This is a genomic window from Dactylosporangium sp. NPDC051541 (genome assembly GCF_044454505.1).
GTDB lineage: Bacteria > Actinomycetota > Actinomycetes > Mycobacteriales > Micromonosporaceae > Dactylosporangium.
The window spans coordinates 1,418,877-1,439,839 of sequence record NZ_JBITDU010000001.1; the positions used below are offsets into that span (position 1 = coordinate 1,418,877).

The window sequence follows — 20,963 nt, forward strand, 5'->3', positions numbered from 1 at the left end:
CGGAGTCTCCTACACGTCGTCCTGGTCGAACGCGGGACGGACGCCCCGCGCGAACAAAATCTCGTCGTTGCTGGTGCCGGCCGGGACCATGGGCCACACCATGGCATCCTTGCCGACCACGAAGTCGACGACGACCGGCTGGTCGGTGACCTTCATCGCGGCCTCGATGGTGGCGTCGACGTCCTGCTTGGTCTCGCAGCGCAGCCCGACGCAGCCGAGGGCGTCGGCGAGCTTCACGAAGTCCGGGATGCGGTGCTTGTGGGTGCCGAGCTCGGTGTTGGAGTACCGCTGGTCGTAGAAGAGCGTCTGCCACTGCCGGACCATGCCCAGGTTGCCGTTGTTGATGACGGCCACCTTGATCGGGATGCCCTCCAGGGCGCAGGTGGCCAGCTCCTGGTTGGTCATCTGGAAGCAGCCGTCGCCGTCGATCGCCCAGACCACCTTGTCGGGCCGGCCGACCTTGGCGCCCATCGCGGCCGGGACGGCGTAGCCCATGGTGCCCAGGCCGCCGGAGTTGAGCCAGGTCGCCGGGTGCTCGTACTTCACGAACTGGGCCGCCCACATCTGGTGCTGCCCGACGCCCGCGGTGTAGATGGCGTCCGGGCCGACCAGGGCGCCGATGCGCTCGATGACGTACTGCGGGGCCAGGGTGCCGTCGGACGGCTCCTCGTAGCCGAGCGGGTAGCGGCCGCGGATGTCGTCCAGCGTCGCCCACCAGTCCCGCAGCACCGGCTTGTGGCCGGCCTGGTGCTCGGCCGTGACGGCGGCGATGAGCTCCTCGATCACGTGCTTGGCGTCGCCGACGATCGGCACGTCCGCGGTCCGGTTCTTGCCGATCTCGGCCGGGTCGATGTCGGCGTGGATGACCGCCGCGTTCGGCGCGAACGTCGACAGCTCGCCGGTGACCCGGTCGTCGAAGCGGGCCCCGAGGGTGATGAGCAGGTCGGACTTCTGCAGCGCGTAGACCGCGCCGACGGTGCCGTGCATGCCAGGCATGCCCATGTGCTGCGGGTGGGAGTCGGGGAACGCGCCCCGGGCCATCAGCGTCGTGACGACCGGGGCGCCGGTCAGCTCGGCCAGCTTCAGCAGCACCTCGGAGGCGTGGGCCTTGATGACGCCGCCGCCGACGTAGAGGACCGGGCGCTTGGCGTTGGCGATGAGCCGGGCCGCCTCGCGGATCTGCTTGCCGTGCGGGTGCAGCGTCGGGTGGTAGCCGGGCAGCTCCAGCGTCGGCGGCCACTTGAACGTGGTCTGCTTCTGCAGCACGTCCTTCGGGATGTCGACCAGGACGGGGCCGGGGCGGCCGGTGCCGGCCAGGTGGAACGCCTCGGCGAGCACCCGGGGCAGCTCCTCGCCCGACTGGACCAGGTAGTTGTGCTTGGTGATGGGCAGCGTGATGCCCGCGATGTCGGCCTCCTGGAAGGCGTCCGTGCCGATCGAGGCGGAGGCGACCTGGCCGGTGATGGCGACCATCGCGACCGAGTCCATGTAGGCGTCGGCGATCGGGGTGACCAGGTTGGTCGCGCCCGGGCCGGACGTGGCCATGCACACCCCGACCTTGCCGGTGGCCTGCGCGTAGCCGGTCGCGGCGTGGCCGGCACCCTGCTCGTGGCGGACCAGGATGTGCCGGACGTTCTCGGAGTCGAACAGCGGGTCGTACGCGGGGAGGATGGCCCCGCCGGGGATGCCGAACACGACGTCGGCGCCGAGCGCCTCGAGCGAGCGGACGAGTACCTGCGCGCCGGTGAGCAGTTCCGCCGAGACCGCGGGCGCGGCCTTCTTGGGGTCGGCCGCCGGCGGTGTGGGATGCGCTCGGTGGGCGAGGACTTCTGGCGTGGGTCTCGTCATCGCAGTACGCACTTTCGCTCGAAGGTGTCGGGGCAAAGACTCCGGACATGAAAAAACCCCACGTGCTCGGCACGGGGGGCTAGCGCGCTGACGTCAGGCGTCGGCGCGCTAGATGATAAGTACTCGGAGCGACCTCGACGACATGTGCCCACTTTGGCGCATCTCATGGCCTGAGTCAACCTATCCCAGAATGCGGAACGTGTCAGACTCGCAGGTATGCCCGAGCTGCGATCCAAGACCTCTACATCTGGTCGCAACATGGCCGGCGCCCGCGCCCTGTGGCGCGCCACCGGCATGACCGACTCCGACTTCGGCAAGCCGATCGTCGCCATCGCCAACAGTTTCACGCAGTTCGTGCCGGGCCACGTCCACCTCCGCAACCTCGGCATGATCGTCGCCGACACGGTTGCCGAGGCGGGTGGGGTCGCCAAGGAGTTCAACACCATCGCCGTCGACGACGGCATCGCGATGGGCCACGGCGGGATGCTCTACTCGCTGCCCAGTCGCGAGCTCATCGCCGACGCCGTCGAGTACATGGTGCAGGCCCACTGCGCCGACGCCCTCGTGTGCATCTCCAACTGCGACAAGATCACGCCCGGCATGCTGCTCGCCGCCCTCCGCCTCAACATCCCCACCGTCTTCGTCTCCGGCGGCCCCATGGAAGCCGGCAAGACCATCGCCATCGGGGGCGTCGTCCACGACAAGGACGCCAAGCTCGACCTCATCGACGCGATGATCGCCTCGGCCGACGAGGCCGTCACGGACGAGGAGCTCGGCCAGATCGAGCGCTCGGCCTGCCCGACGTGCGGCTCGTGCTCCGGCATGTTCACCGCCAACTCGATGAACTGCCTCACCGAGGCGATCGGCCTGGCCCTGCCCGGCAACGGCTCGACCCTCGCGACGCACGCCGCCCGCAAGGCGCTGTTCGAGCGGGCCGGTTCGCTCATCGTCGACCTGGCGAAGCGGTACTACTTCGAGGACGACGCGTCCGTGCTGCCCCGCGCGATCGCGTCCCGGCCCGCGTTCGAGAACGCGGTGGCGCTGGACGTGGCCATGGGCGGCTCCACCAACACGGTGCTGCACCTGCTCGCGGCCGCGCGCGAGGCCGAGCTCGACTTCTCCGTGGCGGACATGGACGCGATCTCGCGCCGGGTGCCGTGCCTGGCGAAGGTGGCGCCGAACACGCAGAAGTACCACATGGAGGACGTTCATCGAGCCGGTGGCATTCCTGCCATTTTGGGCGAATTGTCCCGTGGCGGATTGCTGGACGAATCGGTTAAATCGGTCCACGCCGACTCGTTCCGCGAATGGATCGACGAGTGGGACATCCGCGGCGGGAAGGCTTCCGAGCAAGCGCTTGCTTTGTTCCACGCTGCACCCGGAGGCGTCCGCACCACCGAGCCGTTCTCCACGGAGAACCGCTGGAACTCCCTGGACACCGACGGGGAAGACGGCTGCATCAGGAGCGTCGAGCACGCCTACACCAAGGACGGCGGCCTGGCCATCCTCTTCGGCAACCTCGCGCCCGACGGCGCCGTGGTGAAGACGGCCGGCGTCCCCGAGGAGAACCTCGTCTTCTCCGGCTCGGCCCGCGTCTTCGAGTCCCAGGAGTCCGCCGTCGACGGCATCCTGGCCAAGGAGGTCGTCGCCGGCGACGTCGTGGTCATCCGCTACGAGGGGCCGAAGGGCGGGCCCGGCATGCAGGAGATGCTGTACCCGACCAGCTTCCTCAAGGGCCGCGGCCTCGGCCGGGCCTGCGCGCTGATCACCGACGGGCGCTTCTCCGGTGGCACCTCGGGGCTGTCGATCGGGCACATCAGCCCGGAGGCGGCCGGCGGCGGGCTGATCGCGCTCGTCGAGACCGGCGACCGGATCGACATCGACATCCCCAACCGCTCGATGCAGCTCGTCGTCCCCGACGAGGAGCTGGCCGCCCGCAAGATCGCCCAGGAGAAACGCGAGCGGCCCTACACCCCGGAAAACCGCGAGCGCCCGGTCTCCGCAGCGCTGCGGGCGTATGCGTCGATGGCCACCTCGGCCAGTGACGGCGCTTACCGCCGGGTGCCGTAAAAGGCACTATGATGTGCGTCAGTCATCTGCGACTGGCGCACATCAAGGTGGAGTCAACCACCGGGGAGCTTCCGCGATCATGACACCGCGCGCCTGGGTGTCATCGCAGAGGAGGCCCCTGTGCACGATCAGCAAGTCGCCGAACTGATCCGCCTCGAGACCGGGCGGCAGCGCGACACGCTGCGGATGATCGCCTCGGAGAACTACGTCTCCCGCGACGTCCTCGAGGCGACCGGCTCCGTCTTCACCAACAAGTACTCCGAGGGCTACCCCGGCAAGCGCTACTACGAGGGCCAGCGCTTCGTCGACCCGCTCGAGGAGCTGGCCGTCGAGCGCGCCCGCGCGCTGTTCGGGGTCGAGCACGCCAACGTCCAGCCCTACTCGGGCTCGCCGGCGAACCTCGCGGTCTACCTGGCCCTGGCCCGGCCCGGCGACACCGTGATGGGCATGGCGCTGCCGATGGGCGGGCACCTGACGCACGGCTGGCCGGTGTCGGCGACCGGCGCGTGGTTCCGCCCCGTGCAGTACTCGGTGCGCCGCGAGGACGGCCGGATCGACTTCGACGAGGTGCGCGACCTCGCCCTGCGGGAAAAACCAAAGATCATTTTCTGCGGGGGTACTGCCATTCCCCGCACGATCGACTTCCCGCGCTTCGCCGAGGTCGCCCGTGAGGCCGGTGCGGTGCTCGTGGCGGACATCGCGCACATCGCGGGCCTCATCGCCGGCGGCGCGCACCCGTCCCCGGTCGGCCACGCCGAGGTCATCTCGACCACGACCCACAAGACGCTGCGCGGCCCGCGCGGGGCCATGCTCATGTGCGACGAGCGGCACGCCAAGGCCATCGACAAGGCCGTGTTCCCGGGCCTGCAGGGCGGCCCGCACAACCACACCACCGCCGGGATCGCGGTCGCGCTCGGCGAGGCCGCCCAGCCGTCCTTCCGGGTGTACGCCCGGCAGGTCGTCGCCAACGCCCGGGCCCTGGCCGCGGCGCTGCTCGAGCGGGGCTTCGACCTGGTGTCGGGCGGCACCGACAACCACCTGATCCTGCTCGACCTCACCGGCAAGGGCATCGGCGGCAAGCCGGCCGCGAAGGCCCTGGACCGGGCCGGGATCGAGACCAACTACAACACCGTGCCCTACGACACCCGCAAGCCGTTCGACCCGTCCGGCCTGCGCATCGGCACCCCGGCGCTGACCACCCGCGGCCTGACCGAGGACTCGATGCCGCAGGTCGCCGAGTGGATGTCGCGGGCCGTCGATGCGGCCCTGAAGTCCGACGACGCCGCCTTGGATGCCATTGCGGGCGAGGTGCGGGAGTTGCTCTCCACCTACCCCATCTGAGGCAGGACAGCGAACGGCCCCGGCGGGCAGGGAGTTCCGCGCCGGGGCCGTTCTGTCCGTGGAGGCACGATCAGTAGCGGGCGTAGTCCTTGCCGTCGCCCTCGTAGGTCTTGTCGCCCTCGTACGCCTTGTCGTCGGCGTTGTAGTCCTTGGCGTCCTCGTCGTACGCCGGCTTGTCGCCCTCGTACGCCTTGTCGTCGCCCTCGTAGCCCTTGTCCTCGTGCGCCTCGTGGCCCTCGTAGCCCTTGACCTGGTCCTCGATGCGCTCGATGGCGTCGTGGATCTTGTCCTGGATATCCTCGTGGCCATACGCCTGCTGCGCGTGGTCGTCGTACGCGTTCTCGTGACCGGCCTGGTACTCGTGGCCCTGGTCCTCGTAGCCCTTGTCGTGGTTCTGGTCCTCGTAGCCGGCCTCGTGACCGCCGTCGTAGTACTCGCTCATCTCGTTCTCCAAGCCGGTTTCGGGTGGGGTGCCGCTGATGCCCGGAGACACGGGGCGGGCCCGGCCGCGGGTTCAGGACGAACCGGTCAGGAGTGCGACACTGCAACGCCTCGCTGTGATCGCGCTCACGCAATTGGGTCACAGACCCCTGGTCAACCGGGCCTACCATCGCCTGAAGAGGCCGTCCGCCCGGCCCCGTCGCGGTTTCTTCAGTGCGTGGCGGGCAATGCCGCGCGCCCCGCCGAACCGACGCCAACCGTAAAGCCTGGAAGTCGAGGTCCCATGACCCTCCCTCCTGACCGCCCGGTGGTGCTGATCGCCGAGGAGCTGGCCCCGTCCGCTCTCGAGGTGCTCGCCGACGACTACGACGTCCGTCACATCGACGGCACCGATCGCTCCGCCCTGCTGGCCGCGCTCGCCGACGCCAGCGCCGTGATCGTGCGCAGCGCCACCCGCATCGACGCCGAGGCGGTCGCCGCGGCTCCCAGGCTCAAGGTCGTCGCCCGCGCGGGTGTCGGCCTGGACAACGTCGACGTGCCCGCCGCGACCGCGCGCGGCGTCATGGTCGTCAACGCCCCGACGTCCAACATCGTCTCGGCGGCCGAGCAGGCCGTCGCGCTGCTGCTCGCCGTCGCCCGCAACACCGCCGCCGCGTCCGCCGCACTCAAGGCCGGGGAGTGGAAGCGGTCGAAGTACACCGGCGTCGAACTGAGCGGCAAGGTCGTCGGCGTCGTCGGGCTCGGGCGCATCGGTGTGCTCTTCGCCCAGCGGATGGCCGCGTTCGGGGTCCGGCTCGTCGCCTACGACCCGTACATCCAGCCGGCGCGCGCGGCCGCGCTGGGCGTGCGGCTGCTGGGCCTGGACGAGCTGCTCCGGGAGAGCGACTTCATCTCGATCCACCTGCCCAAGACCCCGGAGACCCTCGGGCTCATCGGCGTGCGCGAGCTCGGCATCGTGAAGCCCGGCGTGCGGATCATCAACGCGGCCCGCGGCGGCCTCGTCGACGAGCAGGCCCTGGCCGACGCGATCGCCGACGGGCGGGTCGCGGGCGCGGGCGTCGACGTGTTCTCGAAGGAGCCGTGCGTCGCGTCGCCGCTGTTCGCGTTCGACAGCGTCGTCGCCACCCCGCACCTGGGGGCCTCGACGGTCGAGGCGCAGGACAAGGCCGGCCTCGCGGTCGCCCGCAGCGTCAAGCTGGCCCTCGACGGCGAGTTCGTCCCCGATGCGGTGAACGTGCAGGCCGGCGGCGTCGTGGCGGAGGAGGTGCGGCCGCTGCTGCCCCTGGCCGAGAAGCTCGGGGCGGTGTTCACCGCGGTCGCGGGTGGCATCGCGTCGGCGGTCACCGTCGAGGTGCACGGCGAGGTGGCCAGACACGACGTGTCGGTGCTCAAGCTGGCGGCCACGAAAGGGTTGTTCGGCAGCGTCGTCGCGGAGCAGGTCACGTACGTCAACGCCCCGCATCTGGCGGCCGACCGCGGGGTCGAGGTAGCACTCGCGGTCTTCACCGACTCATCCGACCAGCCCAACCTGGTGACCGTGCGTGGAGCCCTGCCGGACGGGCGGGTAGCCTCGGTGTCCGGTACGTATGTCGCGGGCCCGCGCGAGGCGCTGAAACTGACCGAGATCGACGGTTTCAGCCTCGAGCTGGCGGCCGACGGCGTGCTGCTGTTCTTCCGCTACGCCGACCGCCCCGGCGTGGTGGGCACGGTGGGGTCGATACTGGGTTCGGCGGGGGTCAACATCGCCGCGATGCAGGTCGCCCGGCGCGAGGCCGGCGGGGAGGCGCTCATGACGCTGACCGTCGACCAGCTGGTGGCCGCGGACCTGCTCGGCGAGGCCGGGCAGGCGATCGGGGCGACCGCGGCAAGCACGGCGGACCTGTCCGTCGGTTAGGACTTTCCTCTCACGAGGGTGGGGAGCGTGGCGGCGCTCCCCACCCTCATTTCTTTCCCCGTGTTCTCATTGACCGGGACACGCGTCCACCAAGTAGGACGGCGGCGTACGGTTGAGCGGAATTTCACGAGAGGGGCTAGTGGTGGCGAAGATCGCGGTAGTGGCCGGGGACGGCATCGGCACCGAGGTGGTGGCGCAGGCGCTCAAGGTGCTGCGCGTCGTCCTGCCCGGCGTCGAGACGACCGACTACGACCTGGGCGCCGCCCGATACAACCGCACCGGCGAGGTCCTGCCCGACAGCGTGCTGGAGGAGCTGCGCGGCCACGACGCCATCCTCCTCGGCGCCGTCGGCGACCCCAGCGTCCCGCCGGGCGTCCTGGAACGGGGCCTGCTGCTGAAGCTGCGTTTCGACTTCGACCAGTACGTCAACCTGCGCCCGTCGCGCCTCTGGCCGGGCACGACCAGCCCGCTCGCCGGGGTGAAGCCGGGCGAGATCGACCTCGTCGTCGTCCGCGAGGGCACCGAGGGCCTCTACGTCGGCGCCGGCGGCAACCTGCACCCGGGCACCGCGGCCGAGGTCGCCACCGAGGAGAGCCTCAACACCCGCCACGGCGTCGAGCGGGTCATCCGCGACGCGTTCGCCCGCGCGGCCAAGCGCCCGCGGCGCAAGGTGACGCTGGTGCACAAGACCAACGTGCTCACCCACGCCGGTGGCCTGTGGGCCCGCACCTTCAACGCGGTCAAGGCCGAGTTCCCGGACATCGAGACCGAATACCAGCACGTCGACGCGGCCGCCATGTTCCTGGTCAGCAACCCGCAGCGCTACGACGTGGTCGTCACCGACAACCTGTTCGGCGACATCCTCACCGACATCGCGGCCGCCGTCACCGGCGGCATCGGGCTGGCCGCCAGCGGCTCCATCAACCCGGAGCGGGCCCATCCGTCCATGTTCGAGCCGGTCCACGGCTCCGCGCCGGACATCGCCGGCAAGGGCGTCGCCGACCCGTCGGCGGCCGTGCTGTCCACCGCGCTGCTGCTCGACCACCTCGGCCACCCCGAGGCGGCGGCGAAGGTCACCGAGGCCGTCGGCAACGAGGTCGCCACCCGCACCCCGGGTTCGGCGCTGTCCACCGAGGCCATCGGCGACCGCCTCGCGGCCGCTGTGGCCTAGATTCTGCGAATTTAACGTCCGTTCGGGTAAGTTGGCGGCACGCGGCGCGCGCGTGTCGCCGCGCCCATTTCTGGAGGTATGCATGAACGGCGGTGAAACGCTCGATTTCGAGATCCGTCCGAATCCGCAGCCCGTAGCCGCCGCGGAGCGTTCCGCGCTGATGGCCAACCCGGGCTTCGGCCGGATTTTCACCGATCACATGGTGACCGTGCGCTACGCCGAAGGCAAAGGCTGGTACGACGCGCGGGTGGAACCCCGCGGTCCGATCCCGATGGACCCGGCGACCGCGGTGCTGCACTACGCGCAGGAGATCTTCGAGGGGCTCAAGGCGTATCGGGCGGCCGACGGCGGCGTCACGATGTTCCGCCCCGAGGCCAACGCGGCCCGGTTCCGCAACTCGGCGCAGCGGCTGGCGATGGCCCCGGTGCCGGACCAGCTCTTCCTGGACGCCCTGTCCGAGCTCATCCGCATCGACCGGGACTGGGTGCCGACCGACCCGGAGGGCAGCCTCTACCTGCGCCCGTTCCAATACGCCAGCGAGGTCTTCCTGGGGGTGAAGCCCTCGTCGGAGTACCTCTTCCTGGTCATCGCCTCCCCGGTCGGCAGCTACTTCAAGGGTGGCGTCCAGCCGGTGAGCGTCTGGGTGTCGCGCGACTACACGCGGGCCGCCCCGGGCGGGACCGGCGCCGCGAAGTGCGGCGGCAACTACGCCGCCAGCCTCGTGGCCCAGGCCGAGGCGATGGAGCACGGCTGCGACCAGGTCGTGTTCCTCGACGCGGTCGAGCAGAAATTCGTCGAAGAGCTCGGCGGCATGAACGTGTTCTACGTCTTCGACGACGGTTCGATCACCACCCCGCCGCTGACCGGCTCGATCCTGCCGGGCATCACGCGCGAGTCGGTCCTGCGCCTGGCCGCGGACTCGGGCCACGCGGTGCGGGAGGAGCAGTATTCGTACGAGCAGTGGCGGGCCGACGCCCTCTCGGGCCGGCTCCGGGAGGCGTTCGCGTGCGGCACCGCCGCCGTGATCACGCCGATCGGGACGGTCCGCGACGCCGACGGCGAGTTCGCGGTCGGCGAGGGGAAGGCCGGGGCGGTGACGATGGGCCTGCGCGAGCAGCTCGTGTCGATCCAGCGCGGCACGGCACCCGACCCGCACGGCTGGGTGCACCGGGTTTTGTAACGCTCCGTTCACAGCTGGCTCGGGCGGCGCCGGAATTTACTTTCGGCGCCGCTTTTCCTATTTCGGGCGTTTGGGGTCTTTCACGCCGACCAGCGGCCGAGGTTCGAGGTGCGGGCCGCGCCCGCGCGGACACCGCGCGGCTGCCGGTCGTAGGCCAGCTGCAGCGCCTCCTCGGCCAGCTGCGCGTCCGCGCACGGCCAGAACGCCTTGCACTCGCAGAAGTTGTCGGTCCGGGGCCGGTGCGCGTCGTGCAGCGCCCGGGCGACGCGCCACAGCATCGGATCGGCGCAGCCGAGGGGAGGGTCGACCGGCAGCTCGGCCGGCTCTCGCGGAACTCCGTCGTCCATGATCTCTCCCCAGGAAATATGCACTGCCCGTACTGATCCATACGGTAGACGTCCCCGGAGCCCGGCCACAGACACGGTGTGCGCAACTTGCACGAGCGGATTAGGCCATTTGCAGCAGGTCCAGCGCACCGAGTACCGGATGCGAAGCAAGACCCGGCAATGCGCACCGGCCCGGAAATGCGTACGGGTGCCGGGGCCGCCACCCCGACACCCGTACAAGAGGAAAGCTCCTAGAAGGAAGCCGCCTCTGCATCGAGGGTTACCGCCAGCGCGTGAACAACCGCGGCGACACGCAACACCTCGTCGACCACTTCGCGGGACACCCCTGCACCACGAAGCGATCTTTCGTGCGATTCCAGGCACACCCCGCACCCGGTGATCGCGGATACTGCCACTGACCACGCCTCGACGTCGGCGGCCCCGACCCCGGGCGTGGAGGAGACCTGGCGGCGCAGACGCGCGGGCAGGCCCTGGAACGCCTCGTCACCGATCAGGTGCTTGGCGCGGAAGTAGATGTTGTGGATCGCCATCCGCGACGCGACCGCCTTCGCGGCCTCGACCGCCTCCGGCTTCAGCCGGTCACCGGCCTCCGCCGCGGCCGCCCGGATCACGATCGCGCTGCGGGTCGTCATCGCGCACGCCAGCACGGCGCCCCACAGCCGCTGCTCGTCCAGCAGCTCCGTGGCGAGGACGGAGTCGAGGTTGAGCCGAAGATCCCGCGCATATGGCGGCACGGCCGCCTTGAGCGTCTCGATGCTCACTTCCCCACCCCCTCACCAACGGTGATCGACGCTCCCACACGGGCGCGCCGTCCTGCGTGGCTCCAACAGTGACCGACGCTCGTTACAAGGACGTGACGAACAGGGTGAATCGTGAAGCAGATCACGCCCGATCCCAAAATTCGGAATCACGTGTCACGGACGGCCCACGCGTGGCAAGCTACCGAACGTGACTCGGCTCATTATTGGCCCCTAGCGCGCCCGGCAACCATCCGCCGGACGCGCAGACCTCCCGCATTTCGCGGGGGGTCTTTTTGTTGCGTCTGGCGACCGTGGTGGCCAGGCCAGAAGGCCTCGCTCCGCCGAGCCCTTACGGCCCCTCTCCCCCCGCCTTTCCGCCGAAGGAGCACAGACATGCAGGTGTACGACACAACGCTGCGCGACGGGGCCCAGCGCGAGGCGATCAGCTACTCCGTCGTCGACAAGCTGGCCGTCGCCCGCCTGCTCGACGAGTTCGGCGTCGGCTTCATCGAAGGCGGCTGGCCCGGGGCCATGCCGAAGGACACCGAGTTCTTCCGCCGGGCCCGCACCGAGCTCAACCTCAAGCACGCCGTGTTCGTCGCGTTCGGCGCCACCCGCAAGGCCGGCGTCCGCGTCCAGGACGACCCGCAGGTCCGCGCCCTGCTCGACGCCGAGACCCCGGCCGTCACCCTCGTCGCGAAGTCCGACCTCCGCCACGTCGAGCGGGCCCTGCGCACCACCCGTGAGGAGAACCTCGCGATGGTCCGCGACACCGTCGAATACTTCATCTCCGAAGGCCGACGGGTCTTCCTCGACTGCGAGCATTTCTTCGACGGGTACCGCTTCGACCCCGACTACACCGCCAGTGTCGCCGCCGCCGCGCTCGCCGCGGGCGCCGAGGCCGCCGTCATGTGCGACACCAACGGCGGCATGGTGCCGTCCCTGATCACCCGCACGATCCTCGAGGTCCGCGACCGGCTCGCCGTCGCGCTCGGGGTCAGCGCCGCCGACGCCGTCGCCCGCCTCGGCATCCACTGCCAGAACGACACCTCGTGCGCGGTCGCCAACACGGTCGCCGCGGTCGAGGCCGGCGTCCCGCACTTCCAGTGCACCGCCAACGGCTACGGCGAGCGGCCCGGCAACGCCGACCTGTTCGCCGTCGTCGGCAACCTCCAGCTCAAGCTCGGGATGCCCGTCCTACCGGAGGGCTGCATCGAGCAGATGGTGCGCGTCTCGCACTCCATCGCCGAGATCGCCAACATCGCACCCGACACCCACCAGGCCTACGTCGGGTCGTCAGCGTTCGCTCACAAGGCGGGCCTGCACGCGAGCGCGATCAAAGTGGATCCCGTGCTCTACAACCACATCGATCCCGAGGTGGTCGGCAACGACATGCGGATCCTGGTCACCGAGATGGCCGGCCGGGCCAGCATCGAGCTCAAAGCCCGTGAGCTCGGCGTCGACCTGGCCGCCAACCCGGAGGCCCTGTCCCGGGTCACGAACCGGGTCAAGGAGCTGGAGGCCCGCGGCTGGTCGTTCGAGGCCGCCGACGCCTCCTTCGAGCTGCTGGCCCGGGCCGAGCTGGCCGAGGGGGCGCTGCCGAAGCCGTTCGCGCTGGAGTCCTACCGCGTCCTGGTCGAGCACCGCGAGGACGGCGCCGTCGTGTCCGAGGCGACCGTGAAGGTCCGGGTCCGCGGCGAGCGGGTCATCGCCACCGCCGAGGGCAACGGCCCGGTCAACGCGCTCGACGAGGCGCTGCGGGTGGCGCTGACCCGGCACTACCCGGAGCTGGGCCGCTTCCAGCTGGCCGACTACAAGGTCCGGATCCTGGAGGGCAGCCACGGCACGGGGGCCGTGACCCGGGTGCTCGTGGAGACCCGGGCGACCGGCGAGGACTGGACCACCGTCGGTGTCCACGAGAACGTCGTCGAGGCCAGCTGGCAGGCCCTGGTCGACGCGCTCACCTACGGGCTGGCCCGCGTCCGGGTGTGACCTCGCTCTGTCGATGAAGGGCCCTCGCGAGAGGGCCCTTCGCCGTTATGGGCACTTGTTCTGCCGGTAGGCGGTCAACGCCGCCGGGTCAGGTTCGAACTTCCAAGCCCCGTTCTGGTACTTCACCGTGCTCTGCCCCGGCGCCGCGCTGGTCCCGGCGGCCGGCGTGTGCGTCCACTTGATCGTCGCCGTCGAGTCATTGACCGGCGTCACGCCTGTGACCTGGTATTGCCCCTGCTGTCCGGTGCAGGTCGCGACCAGGTCGATGTAGGCGTCCTTGCCGATCGCCGACTTGGCCTCGTCCGTCCACAGATCCCAGGCACCGGCCCAGTCACCCTCCGACAGGTTGTCGAACACCTGCTCGGCGGCCACCTGTGCCGACTGCGCATCCTGCGGCTGCGCGGTCACCTCCACCGTCGGGCGGTCGGACGCCGGGTCCGCCTTGCCGCCCTGCTTGTCCGAGCACGCGGCCGCCGCACTCAGGACAAGCGGCACGGCGATGGCGAGCGCGAGGCCGCGAAACGTTCGTGTCACCCATCTGCTCCAACGTGGTTCCCGTTCGGGCGGGGGCCCGATCCGTAGGTGAAGGTACTCCCGGCCAACGAAGCTCGTATAGCCGGAGGTACGCCTACGGTACTCAACCCTTGGGAAGGACCAGTTCGGCGAAGACGGCTTTGTGGTCGCTTTGAGGAACCTGGTGTACGGACACCTTGCCGACCCCGACCCGCCGGTCCGCCACCACGTGATCGAGCACCACGCCGGGGATGTACCAGCGCTCGTCATACGGCCACGAGGCCTCGAAGCCGGCCCCGGCGACGTCGGCGGCGTCGCGGTACCCCGTAGCCAGCAGTTCCCGGAACTTCTCATGGTCAAGGGTCGCGTTGAAGTCCCCGATCAGCAGGCTCACCGCCCCGTCCGGGGTTGCCGCCGGCTCCTGCGCGATGTCGCGCTCCCAGCAGTGGCTCAGCCGCGAGGACGCGGGCGCGCACGGGTGCACCGACTCGACCCGCACGTCCTTCGCCCCCGGCACCGTCACCGCGGCCTGGGCCTGCCCGAACGTCGACGGGAACGCCCGGTAGCCGAGGTCGGTCACCGGGAAGCGGCTGTAGACGGCGGAGCCGGTCACGCCGGGCTTCGGGTAGGACACGGCGTTGGGCAGCACGTCGTCCAGCCCGGCGGCGTCCAGCGCCGTCCTGGCCTCCGGGGTGTACTCCTGCAGGGCCACGAGGTCCACATGGAGCTGCCGGACCAGGCCGACGATCGTCCCCGCGTCCGCGCCGCCCATGAGCATGTTCACACTGAGCACGCGCAGCCCCGGCCCGCCCGGGTCGGGGGAGCTGTCGGCGATCCAGCGCGGCACGACACACGCGGCGAGGGCCACCGTGGCGACCGCGGTGAGGACGGCCGGCCAGATCCGTTTCGTCAGGAGCGCCACGAGCAGCGGCACCAGGGAGGCCGCGGCGACATACGGCGTGAAAGCGATCAGTTGTACCGCCGGGAAGCCCGACTCCAGCCCGAGCACCCGCAGCGCCGCCCAGGCCGCGAACGGGACGGCCAGCAGCCACATCAGCGTGCTCCACCACCGGCCGCGCCGGCGTCCGACCGGGCTTTCCGGCGGCAGTCGCAGCGTGTCCTCGGTGCTGACCATCCCGCCAGCGTACGAGACCGCCGCAACGCCGGGTGCGATTCGGCATATGGCATTAGGCTCGGCCCCCGTGCACCCGGTGATCACGCGGATCGGCCCGGTGGCGATCCTGTCCCACGACGTCTTCGTCGCGCTCGGCATCCTGGTCGCCGCCGTCGTGCTGCTCTGGGAGATCCGCCGGCGCCGGGCCCAGGACGAGCGCCTCTGGTACGTGCTGGCCGGCGCCATGGTCGGCGGGGCGCTGCTGGCGCGGCTGGGGACGTGGGCGCAGCACCTCGATCCCCGGGACAACGCGCCGCTGCTGGAGCAGTGGGCGTACGGCAACCGCAGCATCCTGTCCGGGCTGCTCGGCGCCTACCTGGGGGCGCTGCTCGGGAAGCGGATCGCCGGATACCCCCACAAGACCGGCGACCTGTTCGCGCCCGCGGTCGCGGCCGGCATGGCGGTCGGCCGCATCGGCTGCCTCCTGGCCGAGCCGCCGGGCACTCCTACGCACCTGCCGTGGGGCATCCGCCTGGACCCGGCGCACGCCGCCGCGATGCACGTCGCGGCGGAAGTACCACTGCATCCGTCGTTCGTTTATGAGATTTTGTTCCATCTGCTGGCATTCGCCGGGCTGCTGTGGGCGCGCGGACGCGTGACCGTGCCCGGGCGCCTGTTCACCTACTACCTGGCCGCGTACGCCGCGTTCCGCTTCGGCGTCGAGTTCGTCCGGGGCAACGAGGTCGTCTGGGCGGGTCTGACCCGCTCGCAGCTGTTCCTCCTCGCGCTGCTGCCCCTGACGTTGCTGCGGTTCGCGTGGTCCCTTCGGTCGTCCAAGAAAGAGGTGCCGGCATGAGCTGGACCGTGCCCCCGCCCCCGCCGCCGCCGAAGCCGCCGATCCGCACCGGGCGGGTGTTCGCCGGGATCGGGATCGCCTTCGGGGCGCAGGTCGTCGCCGTGCTCATCGGCGTCGCCATCGCGGCCGCCGTGGGCGTCGCCGGCCTGTGGGTGGAGATCGTGCTGCAGGTCGTGCTGTTCATCGCGTGCCTGGCCCTCGGCATCATCTGGATCGCGCACAAGGACCGCGGCATCGGCCTGGGCCTGCTCATCGGCTGGGGCGTCAGCGTCCTGATCTTCCCCGTCATCGGCATCGGCGTGTGCATCGCGCTCCTCAACAACCAGGGAACGGTATGAGCACCGGCATGCAGCTGCGGGGCGACCGCATCCACCGCTACGTGAACGCTTTTTGCGCTATTTGTGCGGCCGACGGTCCTCTGGAGGATGTCCAGCGGCTCTCGGGCTGGCTCGCCGAGCGGGACGGGCGCATCTGGCTGGAGCGCGGCTGCCCACGCCATGGGCTGATCCGCACCCTTTACGACGAAAACCCCGAGATTCTGCGGTACCTCGAGCAGTGGACGGCCCCCACCAAGGTCCACGTCCCGGATGTGGCCGGCAACTTCGCGCCCGTGCCGGCGGCGTATCTGGCCGGGTTGCCGGAGATGCAGACCCAGCACACCTGCATCCTGCTCGCCGACCTCACCGACAGCTGCAACCTGCGCTGCCCGACCTGCTTCACCGACTCGTCACCGGCGATCGAGGGCGTCGTGCCGCTCGCCGACGTCCTGGCCTCGGTCGACACGAAGCTGGCGCGGGAGAACGGCCGGATCGACGTGCTGATGCTGTCCGGCGGGGAGCCGACGCTGTACCCGTGGCTGGCCGAGCTGCTCGACTCGGTCTCCGCCCGCAACGTGGTCCGGATTCTGATCAACTCCAACGGCGTGAAGATCGCCCGCGACGACGCGCTGCTGGATCTCCTGACCCGGCATCGGGAACGGGTCGAGGTCTACCTGCAGTACGACGGCGTGTCCGAGCGGGCCGCCCGCCACCACCGCGGCGCCGACCTGCGCCGGCTCAAGGACCAGGCCGTCGACCGCCTCTCCGCCCGCGGCATCTTCACCACCCTGACGATGACCTGCGCCCTCGGCGTCAACGACGACGAGATCGGCGCGGTCGTCAAGCGGGCCCTCGACACCCCCTACGTCGGCGGCGTCTCCCTGCAGCCCCAGTTCGGCTCCGGCCGCTCCGGCCCGATCGACCCCCTCGACCGCCTGACCCACACCGGCGTCCTCGCGCGCCTCGGCCCGCAGACCGGTGACCTGGTCACCTGGCGCGACCTCACGGCCCTGCCCTGCTCCCACCCGCACTGCTGCTCCGTCGGCTACATGCTGCGCGACGACGCGGGCGAGTGGCAGTCGATGACGAAGCTCATCGGCCACGACCGCCTGCTCGAATTCCTGGACCTCGCCCCCGACCTGGTCGCCAACCGCATCGCCGACGTCCAGCTCCCGGCCGCTCTGCGCACCGCGGTCAAGGACTCCCTGCTGGGCCTGCTGTCGGAGCAGTCGTCGCTGTCCCACCCGGACGTCGGCAGCCTGTGGCGCGACATCTGCGAGAACTGCGACCTGGGCATCTCGACCCTGACCACCCTGGTCTCGGCCTCGCTCCCGGGCGGGCGCAACCGCCTGCGCAAGATGCTGGGGGAGCGGGTCAAACGCATCACGGTCAAGCCGTTCATGGACCTGCACACCATGATCGAGGAGCGACTCCTGCAGTGCTGCGTGCACGTGGCCGGCGTCGGTGCGGGCGGTCATCAGTGCGCACCGTTCTGTGCGGTGCAGGCCTGGCCGGCGCTCGGGGCGCAACGCCTGCCGCGCGCGGTCGCGCTCGAGACGCCGGTCGTGCGATGAACAGCTCGGCGCCGTACGACCCGCTGCGCCTCTGCGTCTACGCCACCATCGCCGCCCTGGCCTGGCTGCTCGGCCCGGTCGCGGTCGTCGGGTTCGCGCTGCTCGGCTTCGCCGGCTACCTCCGGGCCCGCCGCCAAGGCCTGACCCGCTCGAAGTGCGTCCTGCGCGACACCCGCCTCGTCCTGGCCTACCTGGCCCTGCTCGCCCTGGCCGGCACGGCCGCGATCGGCTGGCGGGTGTACCACTTTCTCGGGTGATGGGTCTACGGTTGCTCTCCGTGAGCGATCTTCCGCCTGCGTTGGACCTCGGGTCCGACGGATCGTCCAAGCCCGGCAAGCCCCCGTCGCCGCTGCCGGGCTGGCTGCGCCGCACGGAGGCGGAGCAGCGCTGGCCGGCCGCCCTGGTCATCGCCGTCGCGATCGTCATCCACCTGGTGCTGCCGGCCGACCTGGCCCCGCACCCGCGCTGGCTCCTGCCCGGCCTCGAGGGCGCCATGCTGCTCGCGATCGTGGCGGTCAACCCGCTGCAGATCAACCGGGAGACCCGCGTCCTGCGCCCCCTCGCGCTGGCCATGGTCGGTGTCCTGACCCTGGTCACGATCTGGTCGGTGACGCTGCTCGTGCGCGCGCTGTTCCGGACGCAGGGCGGTGCGGTACCCCCGGCGCACCTGCTGTTGTGGGGCGCGGCCATCTGGCTCACCAATGTGATCGTGTTCGCGCTGTGGTTCTGGGAGACCGACCGCGGCGGACCGGCCGCCCGCGCGGACGCGGACCGCCCCCACCCGGACTTCCTGTTCACCCAGATGCAGGTGCCGGAGCTGGCCCCCAAGGACTGGGAGCCGGGCTTCTTCGACTACCTGTACGTGGCCTTCACGAACGCGACCGCCTTCAGCCCGACCGACACCCTCCCGATGTCGGCCTGGGCGAAGCTGCTGATGGCCACCGAGTCCGTGATCTCGCTGGTCACGGTTCTGCTGGTGGTAGCCCGCGCTGTGAACGTGATCGGCGGCTGACCCCGGTGCCCACCGACCCGATCACCTGCCTGGCCGCCCCGGCCGCCTGGCTGTCCGACTCCCTTCGTGACGACTCCCTTCGTGACGACGCGCTCCATGACGACGCCCTTTTCGTGGATGGTGCGCGCATCCTGTCCGGGTGGCAGCTCCTGGTCGACGGAGCCGCCCCAACCCCCGCGTCGTCACACCGCACGGGCGCGTCGTCGGCTTCCTTCACAGCCGCGTGCGCCAACCCGTCCTTGACCATCACCCGCCGCCGCGTGGCCGAGCCAATGGGCGGCACCGAGATCATCACGCTGGCGAACGCCTCTGACGCTTCGATCACGGTCACCGTGTCGGTACTGACCGAGCCGTCCACGTCCGCGCGCATCGAGGCCACGCCGCCACCCTCGTCCACGTCCGCGCGCATCGAGGCCACGCGGCCACCCTCGTCCGCGCCCGCGCGGATGGAGGCCACGCCGCCGCCCTCGTCCGCGCGTATGGAGGCCGCGCCGCTGTCCGCGTCCGCGCGGTTCGAGGCTGCGTCGCCCGGCCCGGCCGCGCCGCTGACCTGGACCGCGGCGGTGCCCCCGCGCGGCACGTGGTCGGCCGAGGTCCGGATCACCCGCACCGACATTCCGTCGATCGCCCGCCCGAAGCGCTTCAGCACACTCCGGGTGACGGCGGACGACGCCCGCCTGAACGCCCTGGTCCGCGCGGGTGTGCAGGACCTGGACGCACTGCGCCGCACCCGGGGCCCGGACGCGTACTACAGCACCAGCAGCCCCACACACCTGACACTGTCCCCACGGGAAGCGCTGTGGGCGGCCCGCCTGGCCCTCCCACTGGGCCACGACGTAGCTGCAGGCACACTGCGCCTGGTGGCCGACCTGCTCGACGCCGCCCTGGCCCCGCTGTACGCCGCCACCCTGGCCGAGGCGATCCGCTGGGGCATGTCACCGGACGCGGCCCCGCCGGTCTCCTTGGACCTTTCAGCATTTGGCCCGCCAGGTTTGCGCCTCCGCGCGCCAGGCGTGATCACTGATCTCCTGGACGCAGCCGAGCGCCACGACTACCGCCTGCCGCCGCCCGCCGACCTCGACCCGTCGATCTCGTCGTCCGACCGCCCGCACGCGTGCGGAGCCGCCACCGCCCCGGCCGTCCTGACCGCGCTGCTGGGCCTGGACGTAGACGTACCCAAGGGCCAGATCACGTTCGATCCGCTGACCCCGTCGCCGGTGGGTGCTTTCCGCATCCGCGGCCTCAAAATCGCCGACGGTCTGCTGGATGCTTCGGTCACCTCCGAGGGCACACTGACGGTCCATAATGGACCACTCGGCGTGACCTTCCACAACGCGGACGGTAGCCCCGCGCGGATCGCCTGAGCGCGTCCGCGCGGGATCGGCGTGGCGCGTCCGCGCGCGATCGCTTGAGCGCGTCCGCGCGGGATCGGCCAGTGCGCCTCCGTGCGGGATCGGCCTGCGCGTGTCCGTGCGGGATCGCCCTGCGCGCGTCCGCGCGGATTGGCCTGTGCGCCTCGCGCGTGATCGCTTGAACGGATCCGCGCGGGATTGCCTGTACGCGTCCGCGCGCGGATGCCTGTGCGCGGCCGCGCGGGGGATTGCTCGGGCGAGTCCGCGCGTGATGCCTGTGCGCGGCCGCGCGGGGGATTGCTCGGGCGAGTCCGCGCGTGATGCCTGTGCGCGGCCGCGCGGGACGGTCAGCCGGTGACGGCCGCCAGGAGACGCTCGCACTCGGCGATCAGCCGGTCCCGCAGCGGAGCGGCGCGCGTCGCAAACGAGCGCTGCGCCTCGATGTACCGGGCGCGGCCCTCGGGGGTCTCGATGCGCACAGGCGCGTAGCCGAGGTCGGCCAGGTCGTACGGCGAGGCCTGCATGTCGAGGGTGCGCACGTCGCGGGCGAGTTCGAAGCAGTCGGCGATGAGCTCGGCCGGGACGAGCGGGGCCAGCTTGTACGCGTGCTTGTACAGGTCCATGTTCGCGTGCAGGCAGCCCGGCTGCTCGTTGGCGACCTGCGTCTCGCGGGTCGGCTGCAGCAGGTTCAGCGGCCGCGCGGGCGCGGTGTAGAAGCGGAACGCGTCGAAGTGACTGCAGCGGATGCGGCTGGCTTCCACGAGCGCGTCCGTGCCGGCCGGGCCCAGGCGCAGCGGCCAGGCGTTGTGGCGCAGTTCGTCCTGCGTCTGGCGATACACCATGGCCCACTCGTGCAGGCCGAAACAGCCCAGGTGCGGCGCCCGCGCGGCCGTCGCGGTGAGCAGGTCGTGAACCCAGGCGATCGCTTCCGCGCGCCGGGCCGGCACCGCGACCGTCTCCAGGCCGCTATCGCGCAGGAAGACGCCCGCGCCCGGGTGCCAGCGGCGCAGCTGGGCGGGCCGGTACGAGTAGTACGTGAACAGGAAGTCCTCGACCGGATGCTTGCGGCCGAGCCGGCGGCGGGCGAGGTGCGGCTCGATCCACGCGTCCACGCGCGCCTCGTGGGCGGCGCGGCGCGCCTCCCAGGTCGGCCGGTCGAGAACGGTGATCTGCACCGTACAAGCTTACGAAGAGGTAGCTT

At 70.8% G+C, this 20,963-nt stretch carries 19 protein-coding genes; 12 read left to right on the forward strand and 7 right to left on the reverse strand.

The genetic code is table 11. From position 1 onward, the window contains the following. Positions 1–9: 9 nt before the first annotated feature. Positions 10–1,848 (reverse strand): acetolactate synthase large subunit, encoded by a 1,839-nt coding sequence (locus ACIA8L_RS06405; protein WP_395901069.1) that lies wholly within the window; start codon positions 1,846–1,848, stop codon positions 10–12. Between the two features lie 216 nt (positions 1,849–2,064). Here ACIA8L_RS06405 and ilvD point away from each other — a divergent pair, with 216 nt between their 5' ends. After that, positions 2,065–3,918, forward strand: a complete 1,854-nt coding sequence (gene ilvD, locus ACIA8L_RS06410; RefSeq protein WP_395901071.1) for a dihydroxy-acid dehydratase — start codon at positions 2,065–2,067, stop codon at positions 3,916–3,918. Positions 3,919–4,038: 120 nt separating this feature from the next. After that, complete coding sequence (gene glyA, locus ACIA8L_RS06415; RefSeq protein ID WP_395901073.1) at positions 4,039–5,259, forward strand: serine hydroxymethyltransferase; 1,221 nt, start codon at positions 4,039–4,041, stop codon at positions 5,257–5,259. A 70-nt stretch (positions 5,260–5,329) separates the two neighbouring features. Here the strand turns inward: glyA and ACIA8L_RS06420 are convergent, their stop codons facing one another. Further along, positions 5,330–5,701, reverse strand: coding sequence for a hypothetical protein (locus tag ACIA8L_RS06420; protein WP_395901075.1), 372 nt, complete (start codon positions 5,699–5,701; stop codon positions 5,330–5,332). 282 nt (positions 5,702–5,983) lie between these two features. Here ACIA8L_RS06420 and serA point away from each other — a divergent pair, with 282 nt between their 5' ends. The 3 genes from serA to ACIA8L_RS06435 all read left to right on the forward strand — a co-directional run bounded on the left by serA (position 5,984) and on the right by ACIA8L_RS06435 (position 9,945). Further along, positions 5,984–7,594, forward strand: a complete 1,611-nt coding sequence (gene serA / locus ACIA8L_RS06425; RefSeq protein ID WP_395901077.1) for a phosphoglycerate dehydrogenase — start codon at positions 5,984–5,986, stop codon at positions 7,592–7,594. Positions 7,595–7,736: 142 nt separating this feature from the next. Further along, complete coding sequence (locus ACIA8L_RS06430) at positions 7,737–8,765, forward strand: 3-isopropylmalate dehydrogenase (RefSeq protein WP_395901079.1); 1,029 nt, start codon at positions 7,737–7,739, stop codon at positions 8,763–8,765. Positions 8,766–8,847: 82 nt separating this feature from the next. Continuing rightward, a complete protein-coding gene (locus ACIA8L_RS06435) occupies positions 8,848–9,945 on the forward strand; it encodes a branched-chain amino acid aminotransferase (RefSeq protein WP_395901081.1) in 1,098 nt (365 codons plus the stop codon). Between the two features lie 80 nt (positions 9,946–10,025). On the opposite strand, the gene ACIA8L_RS06440 is transcribed toward ACIA8L_RS06435, so the two are convergent. Next, on the reverse strand, positions 10,026–10,292 hold the full coding sequence (locus ACIA8L_RS06440) for a hypothetical protein (protein ID WP_395901083.1): 267 nt from the start codon (positions 10,290–10,292) through the stop codon (positions 10,026–10,028). A 230-nt stretch (positions 10,293–10,522) separates the two neighbouring features. Continuing rightward, positions 10,523–11,053, reverse strand: a complete 531-nt coding sequence (locus ACIA8L_RS06445; protein ID WP_395901085.1) for a carboxymuconolactone decarboxylase family protein — start codon at positions 11,051–11,053, stop codon at positions 10,523–10,525. Positions 11,054–11,425: 372 nt separating this feature from the next. Between ACIA8L_RS06445 and cimA the strand changes: the two genes are divergently transcribed. Next, entirely contained in the window at positions 11,426–13,024 is a 1,599-nt protein-coding gene (gene cimA, locus ACIA8L_RS06450; protein WP_395901086.1) for a citramalate synthase, read from the forward strand. Positions 13,025–13,069: 45 nt separating this feature from the next. Here the strand turns inward: cimA and ACIA8L_RS06455 are convergent, their stop codons facing one another. Next, positions 13,070–13,558 carry a hypothetical protein gene (locus ACIA8L_RS06455; protein ID WP_395901088.1) on the reverse strand — a complete coding sequence of 163 codons (489 nt, stop codon included), beginning with the start codon at positions 13,556–13,558 and terminating at the stop codon, positions 13,070–13,072. Positions 13,559–13,661: 103 nt separating this feature from the next. After that, on the reverse strand, positions 13,662–14,591 hold the full coding sequence (locus ACIA8L_RS06460; RefSeq protein WP_395901759.1) for an endonuclease/exonuclease/phosphatase family protein: 930 nt from the start codon (positions 14,589–14,591) through the stop codon (positions 13,662–13,664). Between the two features lie 148 nt (positions 14,592–14,739). On the opposite strand from ACIA8L_RS06460, the gene ACIA8L_RS06465 reads away from it, so the two are divergent. The 6 genes from ACIA8L_RS06465 to ACIA8L_RS06490 are packed head-to-tail and all read left to right on the forward strand — an operon-like array spanning position 14,740 to position 19,774. Continuing rightward, positions 14,740–15,507, forward strand: a complete 768-nt coding sequence (locus ACIA8L_RS06465) for a prolipoprotein diacylglyceryl transferase (protein WP_395901090.1) — start codon at positions 14,740–14,742, stop codon at positions 15,505–15,507. Further along, positions 15,504–15,845, forward strand: a complete 342-nt coding sequence (locus ACIA8L_RS06470; protein ID WP_395901092.1) for a hypothetical protein — start codon at positions 15,504–15,506, stop codon at positions 15,843–15,845. Before ACIA8L_RS06465 ends, ACIA8L_RS06470 begins: the two co-directional genes overlap by 4 nt. After that, positions 15,842–17,398 (forward strand): radical SAM protein, encoded by a 1,557-nt coding sequence (locus ACIA8L_RS06475; protein WP_395901094.1) that lies wholly within the window; start codon positions 15,842–15,844, stop codon positions 17,396–17,398. Before ACIA8L_RS06470 ends, ACIA8L_RS06475 begins: the two co-directional genes overlap by 4 nt. Continuing rightward, positions 17,395–17,655, forward strand: a complete 261-nt coding sequence (locus ACIA8L_RS06480) for a hypothetical protein (protein WP_395901096.1) — start codon at positions 17,395–17,397, stop codon at positions 17,653–17,655. Before ACIA8L_RS06475 ends, ACIA8L_RS06480 begins: the two co-directional genes overlap by 4 nt. Before the next feature lie 20 nt (positions 17,656–17,675). Then, a complete protein-coding gene (locus ACIA8L_RS06485) occupies positions 17,676–18,410 on the forward strand; it encodes a hypothetical protein (RefSeq protein ID WP_395901097.1) in 735 nt (244 codons plus the stop codon). A gap of 5 nt (positions 18,411–18,415) precedes the next feature. Continuing rightward, the gene (locus ACIA8L_RS06490) at positions 18,416–19,774 is read left to right on the forward strand and encodes a glycogen debranching N-terminal domain-containing protein (protein ID WP_395901099.1); all 1,359 of its coding nucleotides are present in this window, start codon (positions 18,416–18,418) and stop codon (positions 19,772–19,774) included. Between the two features lie 335 nt (positions 19,775–20,109). On the opposite strand, the gene ACIA8L_RS06495 is transcribed toward ACIA8L_RS06490, so the two are convergent. Then, entirely contained in the window at positions 20,110–20,937 is an 828-nt protein-coding gene (locus tag ACIA8L_RS06495; RefSeq protein WP_395901101.1) for a 3-methyladenine DNA glycosylase, read from the reverse strand. Positions 20,938–20,963: the final 26 nt, after the last annotated feature.